Raw genomic sequence first — 17,239 nt, 5'->3', positions numbered from 1 at the left:
ATAGACCCTCCTCCGCCTTTACCGCCGGGGATCTTTGGGCGAGAAGGTGAGGGCGGCTTTGAGGGTGGCGGTGGCTTCCAGGAGGGCTTGGGTGAAGCGGGGGCCTGCGGCGAGGAAGTTGATGTAGCCGTGGATTAGGTCGGGGTGGCGGGAGAGGATCACGGGGGTTTGGGCTGCTCGGAGGGCGTTTGCGTAGGCCTCGCCTTCGTCGCGGAGGGGGTCGAAGCCTGCGGTGGCTATGTAGGCCGGGGGGAGGCTTGTCAGGTCTTGGGCGCGTAGAGGGGAGAAGCGGGGGTCGGCGCGGGTGGAGTGGTCTGGGCCGTAGTGGTTCAGGAACCAGTCGATGTCTCTGTCGGTTAGGAGGTAGCCGGTGGCGAAGAGGTCGCGGCTGCGGCGGCGGACTGTCGCGTCGGTGCCGGGGTAGAAGAGGAGTTGGAAGGCGGGTTTGGGGCCTGGGGTAAGAGCGGCCTGCTGGGCAGTTACGGCTGCCAGGTTGCCGCCTGCGGAGTCGCCGCCTAGGGCTATTCGGGTCGGGTCGATGCCTAGGGACTCGGCGTGTTTGACGGCGTAGTTGAAGGCGGCTAGGGCGTCCTCCACCGCGGCCGGGTAGGGGTGTTCGGGCGCTAGGCGGTAGTCGACGGAGAGGACCTTTACTTCGGCGTGCTTGGCGATGAAGCGACAAGGGTTGTCGTGGGTGTCTAGGTTGCCGATGACCCAGCCGCCGCCGTGGAAGAAGAGGAGAAGCGGGGCGTTGTCGTTCGCCGACGGGGGCGTGTAGAGGCGGGCGGGGATGCCGTCGAGGTCTAGGTCTCTTACGGCTACCGGCTCGATTGGTGTCCCTCCGATAAGGCGGGTCGAGGACACCATGTCGGCCCGGGACTTCACGGGCTCGCGGGCGGTAAGACCGTCGCCGGTGGCCAGGCGGTTCAGCGTCAAGAGGAACTGGGCGTCCAAGGCCAGCTCTTGGCCGTCGACCTGGATGGGCCTGCCTGCGATGAGGCGGCGGAGCGGACGGGGCAGGGCGAAGAGGGCGCGCACAGCGGCGGCCAGCACCCGGGTCGGGATCGCGTCGAGCAGCACCGACTCCACGTTACTTCCCAGTAGGCAAGTGGGCAACGCCATGTGGACCTCCACCGTGATGGAGGTCGTACCGTCACCCCAGCGATGAAAGGATGGTCCGGTGACGGTCACTGTGGTGGGAATCGGCGGGTCCCTGCGCCCGGACTCGCAGTCCGAGCGGGCGCTGCGCATCGCGCTCGCCGGTGCCGCGGAGGCGGGCGCCAAGACGACCGCGCTGTCGGGCGCCGACCTCGTGCTGCCCTTCTACGACCCCGGCGTGCCCGAGCGCACCGACGCCGCCCGCAGGCTGGTCGACGAGCTGCGGGAGGCCGACGGGGTCATCCTCGTCTCCCCCGGCTACCACGGGACCGTGTCCGGCCTGGTCAAGAACGCCCTCGACTACGTGGAGGACCTGCGCGAGGACGAGCGCGTGTACCTCGACGGCCGTGCCGTCGGGTGCGTGGCGACCGCGGCGGGCTGGCAGGCGGCAGTGAACACGCTGACCGCACTACGCGCGGTCACCCACGCCCTACGCGGCTGGCCGACCCCGCTAGGCGCGGCGGTCAACTCGATCCACACCAAGTTCGACGCGGCGGGCGGCTGCACCGACGAGAGCGTGCCGACCACCCTGCGGACCATCGGGCTGCAGGTCGCCGAGTTCGCGTTAGCTCGGGCCTGAGCGGCCGACCCCGCGAGGGGCCGGCCGCGCCAGCTCTAGCGGAGCTTGAGGGCCCGTAGTGCGAAGTGGACTTCGATCAGCGACTGCTTGATCGTCTCGGCCACCACCAACGACCCGTGGCCCGCGTCGTAGCGATAGACCTCGTAGGGCTGGTCACGCGCGGCGAGCCTGTCGAGGTAGTTGTCGATCTGGCGGATGGGGCAGCGCGGGTCGTTCTCGCCCGCGAGTACGAGCACCGGTACGCGTACCTGGTCGACGTAGGTGATCGGGGAGCATTCCTCGTAGAGCGCCCCGACCTCGGCAGGGGAACCTCCGAAGAGGGCCCTGTCGAACGCGCGGAGGGGCTCCATCTCGTCTTCGTAGGCGGCCAGGTAGTCCGCGACAGGTACACCGGCGACGCCAGCAGCCCACAGGTCCGGCTGCGTGCCTAGCGCCAACAGGACCAGGTAGCCGCCCCACGATGCGCCGTTCACCACGCAGCGGGCAGGGTCAGCAACGCCAGATGACACTGCCCACTCGTGCACGGCGGCAACGTCGGCCAACTCGGTAAGCCCAGGCCTGCCTTCGATCGCGTCACGCCAGGCAGAGCCATAGCCGGTGGATCCCCGGTAGTTCACGTGAACAACGGCGAACCCGGCATCGACCCACATGGCGCGATAGGCGGAGAACCGGTCTTCGTCCGCCGCGTGTGGCCCGCCGTGCAGCGTGAAGACCGTCGGCAGCGGACCCTCAGGCGCATCGACCGGGCGGGCGATCAACGCGTGCACGGTGCCGTTCTCGGTCTCAACGAACGCATCTGTCAGCGAGGCACTAGAGGGGGCGCGGTCGCCAGGCGGCGTAAGAAGGATCCGATCGGTGCCGTCGCCGAACAGAGCGCGGACCGCGAACGGCTCGGCAGCGTTGGACCAGGAGTACTCGACCGTGCCGTCCGGGCGGGTGTGCGCCGACCCGATCGTCCCAGGCGGAGTATCCAATGTAGACAAAGTGCCGGTAGCGATGTCATAGCGGTGCAGCGTGTTGCGCGCCTGATGGGTGTGCGCGACCAACAGCGCTGTGCCATCGGTGTACCAGTCAGCGTCGACCTCGCCAGGCAGGTCGAGCACGATCTCCTGCTCGGTGTCCGCAGCGACGTCCCAGATCAGCAGTTCCTCGCGGCCTCGGCGCTCGTGCAGTACCAAGAGCCTGGTGTCACCGGAGACCGGGCTGAACGAGATACCGCTAAGACCCTTGCCCTTGCCGTCCCACTTCTCGGCGACGGTAGAGCCATCAGCGACAGACAGAACGCGCAGCGCCGGGTGGCGGTTGTCGCCGTGTTCGGAGTGGGCGATCGCCAAGAGGGTCTCGTCGTAAGAGAGCGCGGCGACACCGCCGTCGTGCTCGTTCTGGTAGATCACCTCGGCCTCAGCGCCACCGCGCGATAGGTAGATCGTCGTGCCGTCGTCGTCGGCGACGCCTACGACGCTCACCTCGTCGCCGATCTCCAGGCCCGCCGGGTATCCCGCCTTCGCGCCCACGACGCCGGGCTCGGCCTCGGCGTCCACCGGGCGCCCCGCGAACGGCTCGGCCACCCAGGTGCCGAACTCGTCGCCGTCGGTGTCGGCGAACCACCAGATCTGCTCACCGTCCGGTGAGACCGTGGCGTGCAGGGTGCCGTTGGGCCGGTCGGTGACCTGCCGGTGCGTGTCGGTGGCGCGGTCCCACGCGTAGACCTCCCACACCCCGCTGGCGTTGGAGATGTACACGGTGCGGTCCGGCGCCTGCAGCGCCCAGTCGGGCAGGCTGACCCGGGCGGCGTGGAAGCGCGCCCGCCAGCGGGCCTCGGCCCGGTCGTCGGCGAACAGGTGGTCCGGTACCTCGGCGACTGGATGAGTGCTCACCTGAGCGATCCTGCCAGGCCGCTAGACTGGCGTCGCCCGCTGATCGGTGCGGGGAACACACCTGGCCTGGGGGCGGTGTCGCGATGTCCGAGCAGCCCTGGGCGGCTGAGCAGCCCGATCGAGCGCTGCCCTCGATCTTCCCACCCATCCCTCCCGCGCCACCCAAGCGGCGTTGGCCCTGGGTGTGGGCGGTGCTGGGCGTCGTCCTGGTCGTGCTGGCGGGCGCGGTCGTCTGGCTGGCGATCGACACCTCGTCGGGCGAACCCCCCGTGCAGCGCGCCGAGGAGACCCGGGTCACCCAGGTCAAGACCATCGACGGCCACAGCGCACTCGACCTGCCCGTGGACTGGCGGGAGCTGCCGGAGGACTACCGCGGCGAGAACGCCGTGCTCACCTACGGGCAGGTCTTCCAGGAGCGCTACCTCATGGTGCTCACCGACGAGAAGGCCGACTTCAGCGACTTCGCCGACTACGAGGACACCGCGATCCTGCTGATGGCGGAGATGCCGTTCGACACCCCCAAGGTCGGCCAGCCGACGCCGGTGCGGATCGGCACCCGGGAGGCGGTGCGCTACGAGGTCTCCGGGGTGTTCGAGGGCGAGCCGTGCGTCTTCTGGTTCACCCTCGTCAACGGCGAGCGGCGGTACCACCAGGTGATCACCTGGACGCTGGAGTCGCGCCGCGGCAGCGCGGCCCCCGCGCTCGAGAAGGTCGCCGCGACCTTCCGCGAGATCTGAAACCGGCCGAATCCGCGCAGGTCAGGCCCCACGATTCGAACACTTGTGTCATACCCCGGCGGTAAGATTGAGATCGACACCGACCGAGGGAGGGCCGTGATGGGCACGACGGCGGGAACAGGGGTGGACGTGGCGGAGCACCGGGCAGGCGCGGTGGTGGCGAGCGCGACGGCGTTCGCCGAGTACGCGGCGGGCGGGCGGTCCAGGCGCACCGAGATCGTCACCGCGGCGCACGAGCGCGAAGGCGTGCCGGACCACTACGGGCGGATCTTCTACCAGCCGATCCTCGCCGCGATCGAGGTCGCGGCGCGCGCGCAGGACCCGGCGGCGGTGCTGGCCGAAGCGGTTGCCGCGGCAGAGCTGACCGGGCAGCCGCGGGCGTACGAGGAGGTCGCGGCGGGGTTCCTCGCGTGGTGGCGCAAGGCCCGGCTGACGCCGGTGGACTGCGCGGCGACGATCCTGCGGGTCGGCGGTCTGGAGTTGACGGTGGCGCCGCACCTGGCCGTGCGCGGGCGCTCCGGCGGGCTGCAGGTCGTGCTGTTCCACCTGAAGGAGGCGCCGCTGACCCGCGACGGGGCGAACGCGGCGCTGCGGCTGCTGGCGGTGTGCGCGGCCGACCTGCTGGCGGGCGCCGAGCCGCTGGTGGTCGACCTCCGCCGGGCGAAGGAATACCGGCTATCGCGCAGCACCAATCTGGACAACCTCGACGCGTGGCTGGCCGCCGAGGCCGCCGCGTACACCACGCACTGGCATTCCACCGGCGGCTGATTGACCCCGGCGATGCACCGGCCTGCGCAAGAATTCACCAAGGCCGTTAAACCTGCCGCGAGTTTGGGCAAAGCGTGAAATAAAGAGGCCGGTAATCCGATCCGAGACTGGATCGGATTACCGGCTCTCGGTGCCACTATCGGCACACACCAGGTACTACGGGTACTACGGGTACTTCGGTGTTGCTAGCAGGTCGGCACTCAGTGCCCGAGCAGGCCACCGACGAGCGGCAGGCCACCCAGCAGACCGGACAGCAGGCTGCCACCCGGCAGACCGCCGAGCAGGCCACCGAGGCCACCGGCCGCACCGGCGGTCGAGCCACCGGTCAGGCCGCCGGTCAGGCCACCGACCAGCGGCACGCCACCGAGCAGACCGGTCAGCGCGCCGAGACCGGGCAGGCCACCGCCGGTGAGACCGCCGGTCAGGCCACCGACCAGCGGCAGGCCACCGAGCAGCGAGGTCAGCAGGTTGGTGATGGTGTTGATCAGACCCTGCAAGCCGCTCAGACCGGGCAAGCCACCCGGCAGACCACCCGGCAACCCGGGGAGACCGCCGGTCAGACCACCGAGGTCGGGGATGGGCAGTCCGGGAACGATGCGCTCGAGCTCACCGAGCGCGGCGTCGAGCTTGAGGGCTGTCTCGTCCCCGGACTGGGCCAGGGAGGAGCGCAGGTCGGCGAAAGCGGTCTGGACCCCTGCGAGGTCCTGGTTGGCGACGGCTGACTGCAACGCGCTGTCAGCGGTCATGATCCGCTCGACGGACGCCGAGGAGATGGTGGCTGTTTCAGCCTGTGCCATTCCGGCACTACCGAGGGCGAGAAGACTACCCGCGACTCCCGCGGCGACGAAACGAGCGATCTTGTTCATCGGGTTTCTCCTTGTCGGTTGTCCATGGTGTGGACAACCAACTCAGTACCGGGGAAAGGCCGAGAAAACCATTTCTGCCCGAACGGGCAAGAGGCGATCAAGCGGAGCGTTAGCGGTTTGAATTCCATCGCAGTAGCCGAAGAGTGAGCGGCCGTCACCGAACGTGAAGATGGCCATCGCAGTGCGTGAGCCGGGCCACCCCATACCCCGACAGCGGGGCGGACGTCGCACATTCGGGGCGGATTGACCGAGGGCCCGACCGGTCGGGTGACAGGTCGGGCCCAAGGTTCCCCGAGGTGCTTACTTCGCCAACCCCTCGGCCACCTTGTCGCCGAGGGCCTTGTCGACATTGCGCCAGTACTCGATCACTCGCTGCAGGACCGGCGGGCTGACGTCGGCCGAGGCGTGGCCGACGATGTTGGCCACCAAGCGTTCGCGCTGCGCGTCGTCCAAGACGGTGCGCACCAGGGTGCCCGGCTGCCCCCAGTCGTCATCCTCGCTGTGCAGCCGGTAGGCCGAGCGGATGACCTCGTCCTCGATGCCGTAGTTCGCCACGGTCTCCCCCGCGTAAGAGGCGTCAGCGTGGGGGCCGCCGTAAGAGTTCGGCGCGTACACCGGGTCGCCGGGGTTGGCGTACCGCATCGCGCCGTCCTTGGCGTAGCTGTTCACCGGCGCCTTGGCCGCGTTGACCGGGAGCTGGGCGTAGTTCGTGCCGATCCGGTAGCGGTGCGCGTCCGGGTAGGCGAAGAGGCGACCTTGCAGCATCTTGTCCGGCGACGGGCCGATACCGGGCACGAAGTTGGACGGCTCGAAGGCGGCCTGCTCTACCTGGGCGAAGTAGTTCTCCGGGTTGCGGTCGAGGACGTAGCGGCCGACCTTGATCAGCGGGTAGTCGCCGTGCGGCCACACCTTCGTCAGGTCGAACGGGTTGAAGCGGTAGTCCGCGGCGTCGGTGTAAGGCATGACCTGGACGTACAAGGTCCAGCTCGGGTGGTTGCCCGCCTTGATGGTGTTGAACAGGTCGCGGATGTAGTGATCGGCGTCCTCCCCCGCGATCCGGTCGGCGTCGGCTTGGGCGAGGTAGCCGATGCCCTGGTCGGTCTTGAAGTGGTACTTGATCCAGAACTTCTCGCCGCCCGCGTTCTCCCACAGGTAGGTGTGCGAGCCGTAGCCGTTCATCTCCCGCCAGGTCGACGGGATGCCCCGGTCGCCCATCAGCCAGGTCACCTGGTGCGCGGACTCGGTGCGCAGCGTCCAGAAGTCCCACTGCATGTCGGCGTCGCGCAGGTGGTTGTCGGCCCGGCGCTTCTGCGAGCGGATGAAGTCGGGGAACTTGATCGGGTCCCGCACGAAGAAGACCGGGGTGTTGTTGCCGACGAGGTCGTAGTTCCCCTCGGTCGTGTAGAGCTTCACCGCGAACCCTCGCGGGTCGCGCCAGGTGTCCGGGGACCCGTTCTCGCCCGCGACCGAGGAGAACCGGATCACGCTCTCGGTTCGGGTGCCCGGCTGGAACACCGCGGCCTTGGTGAACTGGCTGATGTCCTCGGTCACCTCGAGGAAGCCGAACGCGCCGCCGCCCTTGGCGTGCACGACCCGCTCGGGTACTCGCTCCCGGTTGAACTGTGCGTTCTTCTCGATCAGGTAGTGGTCTTGCAGCAAGATCGGACCGTTAGCGCCAAGGGTCAACGAGTCGTTGTCGCTGCCAACGGGGATGCCCACGTTGTTGGTGGTGGGTCGGCTGGAAGCCATGGTTTCCTCCGGCTGCTCGTGGTGGTGGCACGACCCGGCGGCACGACGGCCGCCGTATCTGGAGTCAGTCCAGAAAACTCACGGTAGTGGTTAATCGGTTGACCCGCCGGGTGGAGTGGGGTGGCATCGGGGCATGCAGCAGTTCCGCCGGATGCTCGGCCTACCGGGCGTTCGCGCGCTGATGGTGTTGATGTTCTTCGCCCGGATCCCGCTCGCCGCCACCTCCATGGTGCTCACCCTGCTCGTCGCGGTCGGCCTCGGCGGCAGCTACGGCGCCGCGGGCCTGGTCGGCGGTGTCGGCACGATCGGGGTCGCGGTCGGCGCGCCGCTGATGGGCCACGTCGTGGACCGCATCGGGCTGCGGCCGATGATCCTGCTGGCCACCGCGTGCGAGGGCGCGTTCTGGTTGACCGCCCGGTTCATGTCGTACCCGGTGCTGCTGGGGACCGCGTTCTTCTTCGGCCTGCTCGCGCTGCCCACGATGTCCATCGCCAGGCAGGCCATCGCCGCGATGGTGCCCGAGGAGCTGCGGCGCACGGCGTTCTCGATGGACTCGATCTCGGTGGAGCTGAGCTACATGGTCGGCCCCGCGCTCGCGGTGCTGCTGGCCACCCAGCTCTCCCCGCAGGCGGCGACGACCGGCCTCGGCTGCGCGGTCGTGGTCGTCGGCCTGCTCATCGCGGTGTTCAACCCGAGGGTGCGCGCCGACCACGAGAAGGCGGACACGGCGCGGCTGCCGCGCCGGGAGTGGCTGACGCCCAAGTTCATCGGCGTGCTCGTCGTCGGCGGCGGCGCGGTGTTCATCCTGGCCGGCGTGGACGTGACCATGGTCGCGGCGCTGCGGGCGAACGGGCAGCTGGACTGGACCGGGCTGCTGGTCGTGGTCATCTGCACCGCCTCGGCGGCGGGCGGCCTGGTCCACGGCGCGGTGCGGCGGTCGCTGCCGCAGGTCGTGCTGATGGGTCTGCTCGGGGTGCTGACCATCCCGGCGGCGCTCTTCGTCGGCGAGTGGTGGCTGCTCGCGCTCGCGCTGGTGCCCAGCAGTGCCCTCTGCGCGCCGACGGTGGCCACCACGGGTGAGGAGGTCGCGCGGCTGGCCCCGGTGTCGATGCGCGGCGCGGCGACCGGGCTGCAGAGCTCGGCGTTCACCCTGGGGGCCTCGATCGGGGCCCCCAGCATCGGGTTCGTCGTCGACCACACCTCCCCCGCCTGGGGTTTCGCCGTGGCGGGCATGGGCGGGGTCGCGATCGCGGCCGTGGCCTGGCTCCTCGGCGCGGGGCGGTCGGTCAAGGAACCGGTAGCGGTCTAGAGACGACTCAGGGGCGGTCCCACACCGGGACCGCCCCTGAACCTACGGATTACAGGGCCGCCGCGATGGTCTCGGCGATCTCGTAGGTGTTCAGCGCCGCACCCTTGCGCAGGTTGTCCCCGCACACGAAGAAGTCCAGCGCGTTCGGGAAGTCCAGCGCCTGGCGGACCCGACCGACGTAGGTCGGGTCACCGCCGACGACATCGGCCGGGGTCGGGAACTTCCCGGCGGCCGGGTCGTCGACCAGCACGATGGACGGCTGCGCGGCGAAGATCTCGTGCGCCTGGGCCACGGTCACCGGGCGGGCGAAGGTGGCGTGCACGGCCAGCGAGTGGGTCGTGACCACCGGGACCCGCACGCAGGTCGCCGACACCTTCAGGTCCGGGATGCCGAGGATCTTGCGGGCCTCGTTGCGGACCTTGAGCTCCTCGCTGGCCCAACCGTCCGCCTTGAGCGAGCCCGCCCACGGCACGACGTTGAGCGCCAGCGGCGCCGGGAACGGCGAGTCCTCCTGCGACAGCCCGGCCGCGGCGAGGGCCTCGCGGACGTCGCCGACGCGGTTGCCGACCTCCTTGCCCGCGACGGCGGCGTACTCGGCGTAGAGCCGGTCGATGCCGTCCTGGCCCGCGCCGGACGCCGCCTGGTACGAGGCGACGACCAGTTCCTTGAGCTCGAACTCGCGGTGCAACGCGCCGAGCGCGGCCATCATCGACAGGGTCGTGCAGTTCGGGTTCGCGATGATCCCCCGCGGCCGCGCGCCCACCTTGTCGTTGTTGACCTCCGGAACCACCAGCGGCACGTCGTCGTCCATCCGGAACGCGCCGGAGTTGTCGACCGCCACCGCGCCGCGCTCGGCCGCGATCGGCGCCCACTGGGCGGAGACCTCGTCGGGCACGTCGAACATGGCCACGTCGACGCCGTCGAACACCTCGGGCGCCAGCGCGAGCACGGTCAGCTCCTCGCCGCGCACGGTGATCTTCTTGCCCGCCGAGCGCGGTGAGGCGATCAGCCGCACCTCGCCCCACGGCCAGGACTGCCTGCCGTTGAGGATGTCGATCATCACGGTGCCCACGGCGCCGGTGGCGCCGACCAGGGCGAGAACAGGTCCGGCCATCAGCGACCACTCCCCGCGTAGACGACGGCGGCCTCGTCGCCGCCCAGTTCGAACGCCTCGTGGATCGCGCGGACCGCCTCATCGAGCTGGGTGTCGCGGATGAGCACGGAGATGCGGATCTCCGAGGTGTTGATGATCTCGATGTTGACGCCGACCTTGGCCAGCGCCTCGCAGAACGTGGCGGTCACCCCGGGGTGCGAGCGCATGCCCGCGCCGACCAGGGACACCTTGCCGACGTGGTCGTCGTAGAGCACCTGGGTGAAGCCGAGCTCCTCGCGGATCTTCTCCAGCGCGGCGACCGCGGTCGGGCCGTTGCTCTTGGACAGGGTGAAGGTGATGTCGGTCTTGCCGGACACCGTGCTCGACACGTTCTGCAGCACCATGTCGATGTCGATCTCGGTGTCGGCGACCGTGCGGAAGATCCGCGCGGCGACCCCGGCGGTGTCGGGCACGCCGACCACGGTCACCTTCGCCTCGGACCGGTCGTGCGCGACGCCGGTGATCATCGCCTGTTCCACGGGCAAGTCCTCCATTGACCCGGAGACGACCGTCCCCGGCTTGGTGCTGTACGACGAACGGACGTGGATGGGCACGCCGTAGCGGCGGGCGTACTCGACGCAGCGCAGCATGAGCACCTTGGCCCCGCTCGCGGCCATCTCGAGCATCTCCTCGTAGGTGACCCGGTCGAGCTTCTTGGCGTCCGGGACGATCCGGGGATCGGCCGAGTAGACGCCGTCCACGTCGGTGTAGATCTCGCAGACGTCGGCGTTGAGCGCGGCGGCCAGCGCGACCGCGGTGGTGTCCGAGCCGCCGCGGCCGAGCGTGGTGATGTCCTTGGTGTCCTGGCTGACGCCCTGGAACCCGGCCACCAGCACGATGTGGCCCTTGTCCAGCGCCTCGCGCACCCGGCTGGGGGTGACGTCGATGATGCGGGCCTTGCCGTGCGTCGAGGTGGTGATCACCCCGGCCTGCGAGCCGGAGAACGACCGCGCCTCGGCGCCCAGCGCGCTGATCGCCATCGCGACCAGGGAGTTGGAGATGCGCTCACCCGCGGTGAGCAGCATGTCCATCTCGCGCCCCGGCGGCACCGGGTTGACCTGTTTGGCGAGGTCGAGCAGCTCGTCCGTCGTGTCCCCCATCGCGGAGCAGACCACCACGACGTCGTTTCCCGCCTTGCGCGTCGCGACGATGCGCTCGGCGACGCGTTTGATCCGGTCGGCGGTCTCGAGCGAGGATCCGCCGTACTTCTGGACGACGAGCGCCACTTGCGTGCAACCTCCTCATGCCGAGTGCGCGGGTCCCTCGAGGAGCGAGGCGCCGCGCACTTGCGTCTGTCGGGTGAGCCTACCTGCGCCATCACGCGGTTTCCGGGGCTCATGTGGCACCCGCCACTGCGCTGCCGGTGCGGCTAGGGTTGGCACGCCGAGCCAGTGAGTCGGGGAGGGTCGCCGGTGTCCGCCACGGACGTGACGAGCACGGCCGTCGAGGCCGTCGATGAGGTGCCTGAAGCCGCCGGGTCGAGCGGTCGGGGGTTGCGCGCACGGCTCAACCCACCGCGGCTGCTGCGGCTGCTCGCGCCCGCCCTGGTGTTCCTCGGGGTGCGCGAGGTCGGTCTGCTCGCGCTGAGCTGGATGTCCGGGCGCAACGGGTCCTCGGCCAGTGACGCGCTGCGCTCGTGGGACGGGCAGTGGTTCCTCTCCATCGCGGCCAACGGGTACGCCGGGGTGCCGCCGAGCCTGGTCGACGCGTTCGGCAAGCGCAGCGCGGAGACCCCGCTGGCGTTCTTCCCCGGGTACCCGACGCTGGTCGGCTGGGTGCACGACCTGGGGTTCCGGCTGGTGCCCTCGGCGTTGGCGGTGACCATCGCGTTCGGCGTGGTGTGCGCCTACGGGCTGACCCGGCTGGGCACGATCATCCGCGGCGGGTCGCGCACGGTCGGGCTGGTGCTGGTGGCGCTGTTCGCCGGGTCGCCGATGTCGATCGTGCTGTCGATGGCCTACTCGGAGGCGATGTTCTGCGCGTTCGCGGTGTGGGCGCTGGTGTTCCTGCTGCAGCGGCAGTGGCTGGAGGCCGGGCTGGCGTGCGCGGTCGCCGGGCTGGTGCGCCCGACCGCGGCGGCGCTCATCCTGGCCGTCGGGGTCGCCGCGGTCGTGGCGATCGTCAAGCGGCGCGACGGCTGGCGGCCGTGGGTCGGCGCGGCGATCGCGCCGTTCGGCCTGGTGCTGTACCTGGCCTGGGTGGGGACCAGGACCGGCGAGTGGAACGGCTGGTTCGCCCTGCAGGAGCGCGGCTGGGACTCCGGGTTCGACGGGGGCGCGGCGACGGTGAAGTTCGGCCTGGACGTGCTCGCCGACGGCCGGTCGGTGCTGGAGGTGGCCACGGTCGGGATGATCGTGGCGGCGCTGGCGCTGTTCGCGATCGCGGTCCGCCGCCGGGTCGAGTGGCCACTGCTGGTCTACACGGCGGGTGTGCTGGTGATGGACCTGTGCTCCAACGGCCTGATGAACTCCAAGGTCCGGCTGATGGTGCCCGCGATCGCGCTGCTGGTGCCGATCGCGCTGGCCCTGGCGAAGCGGCGCACCTCGACGATGGTGCTGTCCGTCGCGGCGTTCGCGCTGACCGGGTCGTGGTTCGGTGCCTACGCTGTGACAGCGTGGGGATATGCGATTTGACGAGTTGCACCCGCTGATCCGGGACCGGTGGAGCCCCCGCGCTCTCGACCCGGACGGCGTGGTGTCGCAAGAGGCCCTTCAGCGACTGGTGGAAGCCGCGCGTTGGGCACCCTCTTACGGCAACACCCAGCCCGCCCGATTCCTCGTTGGACCGCGCGGCACGGACACCTTCGACCGGATCCTCGCGCTCTTGGCGCCGGGCAACCAGGCTTGGGCCAGCAACGCCGGCGCGCTCTTGGTGGCCTGTGCGGAGACCGCGAACGAGAAGGGCGAGGTCCCTTACGCCGAGTACGGGGTGGGTCTTGCGGCGCAGAACCTGGTTCTGCAGGCGGTAGCCGAAGGACTCGTCGCGCACCAGATGGCCGGATTCGACACGGCAGGGGTATCAGCGGAGTTCGGGCTACCGGACTCGATCCGGCCTCTTACAGCCATCGCGGTCGGGACGCTTGGGTCACCGGACCTGTTGCCTGAGTCGAAGCGGGCTCGTGAAATCGCGCCCAGGCAACGGATCTCGGTAACGGAGACGGCTTTCACCGGGAAGTGGGGCGAGCCGTTCCAACTCGACGGATGAACTTGGCGACCATTGAGGACACCGCCAGCCAGACGACCGCGGCGATGCCGTAGTTGATGAGGACGGCGAGCTTGACGTCCTCGAGGGTGAACAGGTTCTTGAAGACCAGCGCCAGCGCCCCGGCCACGGCGCGCACCTCGGCGGTGATCATGTTGGCACGACTGGCGTCCGCCATGACCAGCACCACGTGCGCGACCAGGACCGCCGCGGCGACGAGGCCGATCCAGCGGACGGCACCGGCCAGGACCCCGGCGGCCGTGGACAGGTTTCGCCCACGGCGCCGGGTGTCCGGACCGGCCACCTCGGTCAGCGGAGCAACCGGGCGATGAGCCCGGTCACCACGAGCCAGAACACCGCGGCCAGGCCGTAGTTGACGACAACCGCGGCGGTGTAGTTGTCGATCGGGAACAACCCGGGGAAGAACAGCGCGAGGGGTTCGGCGATCGAGGCGATGAAGCGGACGAACGCGTTCGCGGTGTTCGCCCCGAGCACGACCAACAGGATGTAGAGAACCTCGATGATCGCGAAGAGAGCACCGATACCGGTGATGATCCGGGCAGCGGACCCGCGGGTGCTGGTGCCGTGCCATCTACGAGTTGCCATGCCTGGAAAGTGCCCCTGACCAGGGCGACCGTAACTACTCCGAACGGCCCAACGCGAGCCGGGCCCACGATGTGGACCGTGGATTCCACATCGCCGCGCGCTTGTGGTTAGGCTGGCGGCGTGGCTCGCGCTCTCCTCCTGCTTCTCCGCCGCGACGGGGTCTGACCAGACCGGCTCCCCGTCGCGGGTTTCGGCGTTGCCGCCGGTCGCCACCGTCGAAACCGGAGAGAACCCCTAGCGATGAGCACCCCTGACGCCATATCGAACGGCCCCAGCAGGCTGCGCACCCCCACCCGTCCGGCCCCCGCGGGACAACCCGCGTGGAACACGCAACGCGGCTCGGCCCTGCCCGTGCACCGCTACCGCCCCTTCCACGAGCTGGTGGAGCCGGTAGACCTGCCGGACCGCACTTGGCCTACCAAGCGGATCACCCAGGCCCCCCTGTGGTGCGCGGTAGACCTGCGTGACGGCAACCAGGCCCTGATCGACCCGATGTCCCCCGCCCGCAAGCGCCGCATGTTCGACCTGCTGGTGCGCATGGGTTACAAGGAGATCGAGGTCGGCTTCCCGGCGGCGAGCCAGACCGACTTCGACTTCGTGCGCGAGATCATCACCGAGGGCGCGGTCCCCGAGGACGTGCGGGTCCAGGTGCTCACCCAGGCCCGGCCGGAGCTGATCGAGCGGACCTTCGAGGCGCTGGACGGCGCGCACAGCGCGGTCGTGCACCTGTACAACTCCACCTCGATCCTGCAGCGGCGGGTGGTGTTCCGCTCCGACCGCGCGGGTATCAAGAAGATCGCCACCGACGGCGCCGAGACGGTGCTGAAGTTCGCCGAGAAGTACGGCGAGACCGACTTCCGCTTCGAGTACTCCCCCGAGTCTTACACCGGCACCGAGCTGTCTTACGCGGTCGAGGTCTGCGCTGCGGTCGCCGACGTGTGGCAGCCGACCCCGGACCGCCCGATGATCGTCAACCTGCCCGCGACCGTCGAGATGGCCACCCCGAACGTCTACGCCGACTCGATCGAGTGGATGCACCGCAACCTGCCCAACCGCGAGTCGCTGATCCTGAGCCTGCACCCGCACAACGACCGGGGCACCGGGGTCGCGGCCGCCGAGCTGGGGTACCTGGCTGGCGCGGACCGCATCGAGGGCTGCCTGTTCGGCAACGGCGAGCGCACCGGCAACGTCGACCTGGTCACCCTGGGCATGAACCTGTTCAGCCAGGGCATCGACCCGCAGGTCGACTTCTCCGACATCGACGAGATCCGCCGCACGGTCGAGTACTGCAACCAGCTGCCGGTCGCCGAGCGCCACCCGTGGGGCGGCGACCTGGTGTTCACCGCGTTCTCCGGCAGCCACCAGGACGCGATCAACAAGGGCCTCGACGCCCTGGCCGCTTCGGCCGCCGAGGCTGGGGTGCCGATCGACCAGCACCCGTGGGAGGTCCCGTACCTGCCCATCGATCCCAAGGACGTCGGCCGCTCCTACGAGGCCGTCATCCGGGTCAACTCCCAGTCCGGCAAGGGCGGGGTGGCGTACGTGATGAAGACCGAGCACCAGCTCAAGCTGCCGCGCAGGCTGCAGATCGAGTTCTCCCAGGTCATCCAGGCCGTGACCGACAGCGAGGGCGGCGAGGTCACCCCCAAGGAGATGTGGGACGTCTTCGCCACCGAGTACCTGGACCGGGTCTCGCCCCTGCGCCTGCGCCGCCACCGGGTCTCCGACGACGGCGAGGGCCGCGACGAGATCACCGCGGTGGTGGCGGTCGAGGGCGACGAGCACGAGGTGAACGGCGTCGGCAACGGCCCGATCGCCGCCTTCGTCGACGCCATCGCCTCCGTCGGCTACGACGTCCGCGTCCTCGACTACTCCGAACACGCCCTGACCTCCGGCGACGACGCCAGGGCCGCCGCCTACGTCGAGTGCGCCATCGGCGACAACGTCCTCTGGGGCGTGGCCGTCGACAGCTCGATCGTGACGGCCTCCCTGCGCGCGGTCGTCTCCGCGGTCAACCGCTCCCAGCGCTGACCAGTGGCGCCGGGTGTCCTGAGTGGACACCCGGCGGTTCCCTTACGGGCATAAGCCTTCCTCTCACTGGACCTGGAAATGAAAAGGGCCCGCGCCGTTCCCGGCGCGGGCCCTTCACCAACAGCAGGTCAAGCAGCTGAGCCTGCGGCCCCGGTGGGGTCGATGGTCAGCTTGGTGGTGTTCTCCGGGAAGTGGCAGGCGGCCTGGTGTCCGGCTGACAGCTCCACCAGTGGTGGCTCAGTCGTCTTGCAGAGGTCCTGGGCCTTCCAGCAGCGGGTGTGGAAGCGGCAGCCCGACGGGGGGTTGATCGGGCTGGGGACGTCGCCGGTGAGGCGGATGCGTTCGCGGTTGTCGCGGCGGGAGGTGTCGGGGATGGGGACCGCCGAGAGCAGGGCCACGGTGTACGGGTGCATCGGGCGCTCGTACAGCGAGGTCCGGTCCGCGATCTCCATGATCTTGCCCAGGTACATCACCGCGACCCGGTCGGACACGTGCCGCACGACCGACAGGTCGTGGGCGATCATCACGTAGGTCAGGTCGAACTCGTTCTGCAGGTCCTCCATCAGGTTGACGACCTGGGCCTGGATGGAGACGTCCAAAGCGGACACCGGCTCGTCGGCCACGATCACCTTGGGGCGCAGGGCGAGCGTGCGGGCGATGCCGATGCGCTGGCGCTGGCCACCGGAGAACTCGTGCGGGTAGCGGTTGTAGTGCTCGGGGCTGAGGCCGACCAGTTCGAGCAGGTCCTGGACCGCGCGCTTGACCCCGTGCTCGGTCTTGACCTTCTGCAGGCGGAACGGGGCGCCGATGATGGCGCCGACGGTGTGCCTGGGGTTCAGCGAGCCGTACGGGTCCTGGAAGATCATCTGGATGTCGCGGCGCAGCGGGCGCATCGCACCTGAGGACAGGTGCGTGATGTCGCGGCCGTCCAGGGTGATCGTGCCGCCGGTCGGCTCGATGAGCCGGGTCAGCAGCCGACCGGTGGTGGTCTTGCCGCAACCGGACTCGCCGACCAGCGACAGGGTCTCGCCCCGCTTCACCGTGAAGGTCAGGCCGTCCACGGCCTGCACGGCGCCGACCTGGCGCTGCAGCAGGCCGCGCCGGATCGGGAAGTGCTTCTGCAGGTCGGTTGCGACCAGCAGGTCCTCGCCGAGGCGGCGGTTGGCCGCGCCGGTCTCAGTCTTGGTGCTCACGGCGTCCTCGC

General features: G+C 69.7%; 16 protein-coding genes. 7 read left to right on the top strand and 9 right to left on the bottom strand.

Features of this window, described 5'->3' with window-relative positions; all coding sequences use genetic code 11:
- Nucleotides 1-18 precede the first annotated feature (18 nt).
- On the bottom strand, nt 19-1,122 hold the full coding sequence (locus LV75_RS15685; protein ID WP_253887621.1) for an alpha/beta hydrolase: 1,104 nt from the start codon (nt 1,120-1,122) through the stop codon (nt 19-21).
- A 58-nt stretch (nt 1,123-1,180) separates the two neighbouring features.
- On the opposite strand from LV75_RS15685, the gene LV75_RS15680 reads away from it, so the two are divergent.
- Nucleotides 1,181-1,738, top strand: coding sequence for an NADPH-dependent FMN reductase (locus LV75_RS15680; protein ID WP_253887620.1), 558 nt, complete (start codon nt 1,181-1,183; stop codon nt 1,736-1,738).
- 35 nt (nt 1,739-1,773) lie between these two features.
- Here LV75_RS15680 and LV75_RS15675 read toward each other — a convergent pair whose 3' ends face one another.
- Nucleotides 1,774-3,615, bottom strand: a complete 1,842-nt coding sequence (locus tag LV75_RS15675) for a S9 family peptidase (protein WP_253887619.1) — start codon at nt 3,613-3,615, stop codon at nt 1,774-1,776.
- A gap of 83 nt (nt 3,616-3,698) precedes the next feature.
- Between LV75_RS15675 and LV75_RS15670 the strand changes: the two genes are divergently transcribed.
- Together LV75_RS15670 and LV75_RS15665 are read left to right on the top strand one after the other, a co-directional pair.
- Nucleotides 3,699-4,352, top strand: a complete 654-nt coding sequence (locus LV75_RS15670; protein ID WP_253887618.1) for a hypothetical protein — start codon at nt 3,699-3,701, stop codon at nt 4,350-4,352.
- Between the two features lie 99 nt (nt 4,353-4,451).
- The gene (locus tag LV75_RS15665) at nt 4,452-5,120 is read left to right on the top strand and encodes a hypothetical protein (RefSeq protein ID WP_253887617.1); all 669 of its coding nucleotides are present in this window, start codon (nt 4,452-4,454) and stop codon (nt 5,118-5,120) included.
- A gap of 200 nt (nt 5,121-5,320) precedes the next feature.
- Here the strand turns inward: LV75_RS15665 and LV75_RS15660 are convergent, their stop codons facing one another.
- Both LV75_RS15660 and LV75_RS15655 read right to left on the bottom strand, forming a co-directional pair.
- Nucleotides 5,321-5,986 (bottom strand): hypothetical protein, encoded by a 666-nt coding sequence (locus LV75_RS15660; protein ID WP_253887616.1) that lies wholly within the window; start codon nt 5,984-5,986, stop codon nt 5,321-5,323.
- A 300-nt stretch (nt 5,987-6,286) separates the two neighbouring features.
- A complete protein-coding gene (locus LV75_RS15655) occupies nt 6,287-7,735 on the bottom strand; it encodes a catalase (protein ID WP_253887615.1) in 1,449 nt (482 codons plus the stop codon).
- Nucleotides 7,736-7,868: 133 nt separating this feature from the next.
- Here LV75_RS15655 and LV75_RS15650 point away from each other — a divergent pair, with 133 nt between their 5' ends.
- Nucleotides 7,869-9,044 (top strand): MFS transporter, encoded by a 1,176-nt coding sequence (locus LV75_RS15650; RefSeq protein ID WP_253887614.1) that lies wholly within the window; start codon nt 7,869-7,871, stop codon nt 9,042-9,044.
- Nucleotides 9,045-9,093: 49 nt separating this feature from the next.
- Here LV75_RS15650 and LV75_RS15645 read toward each other — a convergent pair whose 3' ends face one another.
- Both LV75_RS15645 and LV75_RS15640 read right to left on the bottom strand, forming a co-directional pair.
- Complete coding sequence (locus LV75_RS15645; RefSeq protein ID WP_253887613.1) at nt 9,094-10,158, bottom strand: aspartate-semialdehyde dehydrogenase; 1,065 nt, start codon at nt 10,156-10,158, stop codon at nt 9,094-9,096.
- On the bottom strand, nt 10,158-11,423 hold the full coding sequence (locus LV75_RS15640; protein WP_253887612.1) for an aspartate kinase: 1,266 nt from the start codon (nt 11,421-11,423) through the stop codon (nt 10,158-10,160). The genes LV75_RS15645 and LV75_RS15640 overlap by 1 nt, the downstream gene beginning before the upstream one ends.
- Nucleotides 11,424-11,609: 186 nt before the next feature.
- Here LV75_RS15640 and LV75_RS15635 point away from each other — a divergent pair, with 186 nt between their 5' ends.
- Nucleotides 11,610-12,830, top strand: a complete 1,221-nt coding sequence (locus LV75_RS15635; RefSeq protein ID WP_253887611.1) for a hypothetical protein — start codon at nt 11,610-11,612, stop codon at nt 12,828-12,830.
- On the top strand, nt 12,820-13,401 hold the full coding sequence (locus LV75_RS15630; protein WP_253887610.1) for a nitroreductase family protein: 582 nt from the start codon (nt 12,820-12,822) through the stop codon (nt 13,399-13,401). The genes LV75_RS15635 and LV75_RS15630 overlap by 11 nt, the downstream gene beginning before the upstream one ends.
- On the opposite strand, the gene LV75_RS15625 is transcribed toward LV75_RS15630, so the two are convergent.
- Both LV75_RS15625 and LV75_RS15620 read right to left on the bottom strand, forming a co-directional pair.
- The gene (locus LV75_RS15625) at nt 13,361-13,702 is read right to left on the bottom strand and encodes a hypothetical protein (protein WP_253887609.1); all 342 of its coding nucleotides are present in this window, start codon (nt 13,700-13,702) and stop codon (nt 13,361-13,363) included. The genes LV75_RS15630 and LV75_RS15625 overlap by 41 nt on opposite strands.
- Nucleotides 13,703-13,707: 5 nt before the next feature.
- The gene (locus LV75_RS15620) at nt 13,708-14,004 is read right to left on the bottom strand and encodes a hypothetical protein (RefSeq protein WP_253887608.1); all 297 of its coding nucleotides are present in this window, start codon (nt 14,002-14,004) and stop codon (nt 13,708-13,710) included.
- Between the two features lie 240 nt (nt 14,005-14,244).
- On the opposite strand from LV75_RS15620, the gene leuA reads away from it, so the two are divergent.
- Nucleotides 14,245-16,035 carry a 2-isopropylmalate synthase gene (leuA, locus tag LV75_RS15615; protein WP_253887607.1) on the top strand — a complete coding sequence of 597 codons (1,791 nt, stop codon included), beginning with the start codon at nt 14,245-14,247 and terminating at the stop codon, nt 16,033-16,035.
- Nucleotides 16,036-16,163: 128 nt separating this feature from the next.
- Here leuA and LV75_RS15610 read toward each other — a convergent pair whose 3' ends face one another.
- The gene (locus LV75_RS15610) at nt 16,164-17,228 is read right to left on the bottom strand and encodes an ABC transporter ATP-binding protein (RefSeq protein ID WP_253887606.1); all 1,065 of its coding nucleotides are present in this window, start codon (nt 17,226-17,228) and stop codon (nt 16,164-16,166) included.
- Between the last annotated feature and the right edge of the window lie 11 nt (nt 17,229-17,239).

Origin of the sequence: Actinokineospora diospyrosa, from assembly GCF_024171925.1 — a bacterium.
Taxonomy (GTDB): domain Bacteria; phylum Actinomycetota; class Actinomycetes; order Mycobacteriales; family Pseudonocardiaceae; genus Actinokineospora; species Actinokineospora diospyrosa.
Note: the sequence above shows the minus strand (reverse complement) of the source record. Positions and strands in the feature narration are given on the sequence as shown.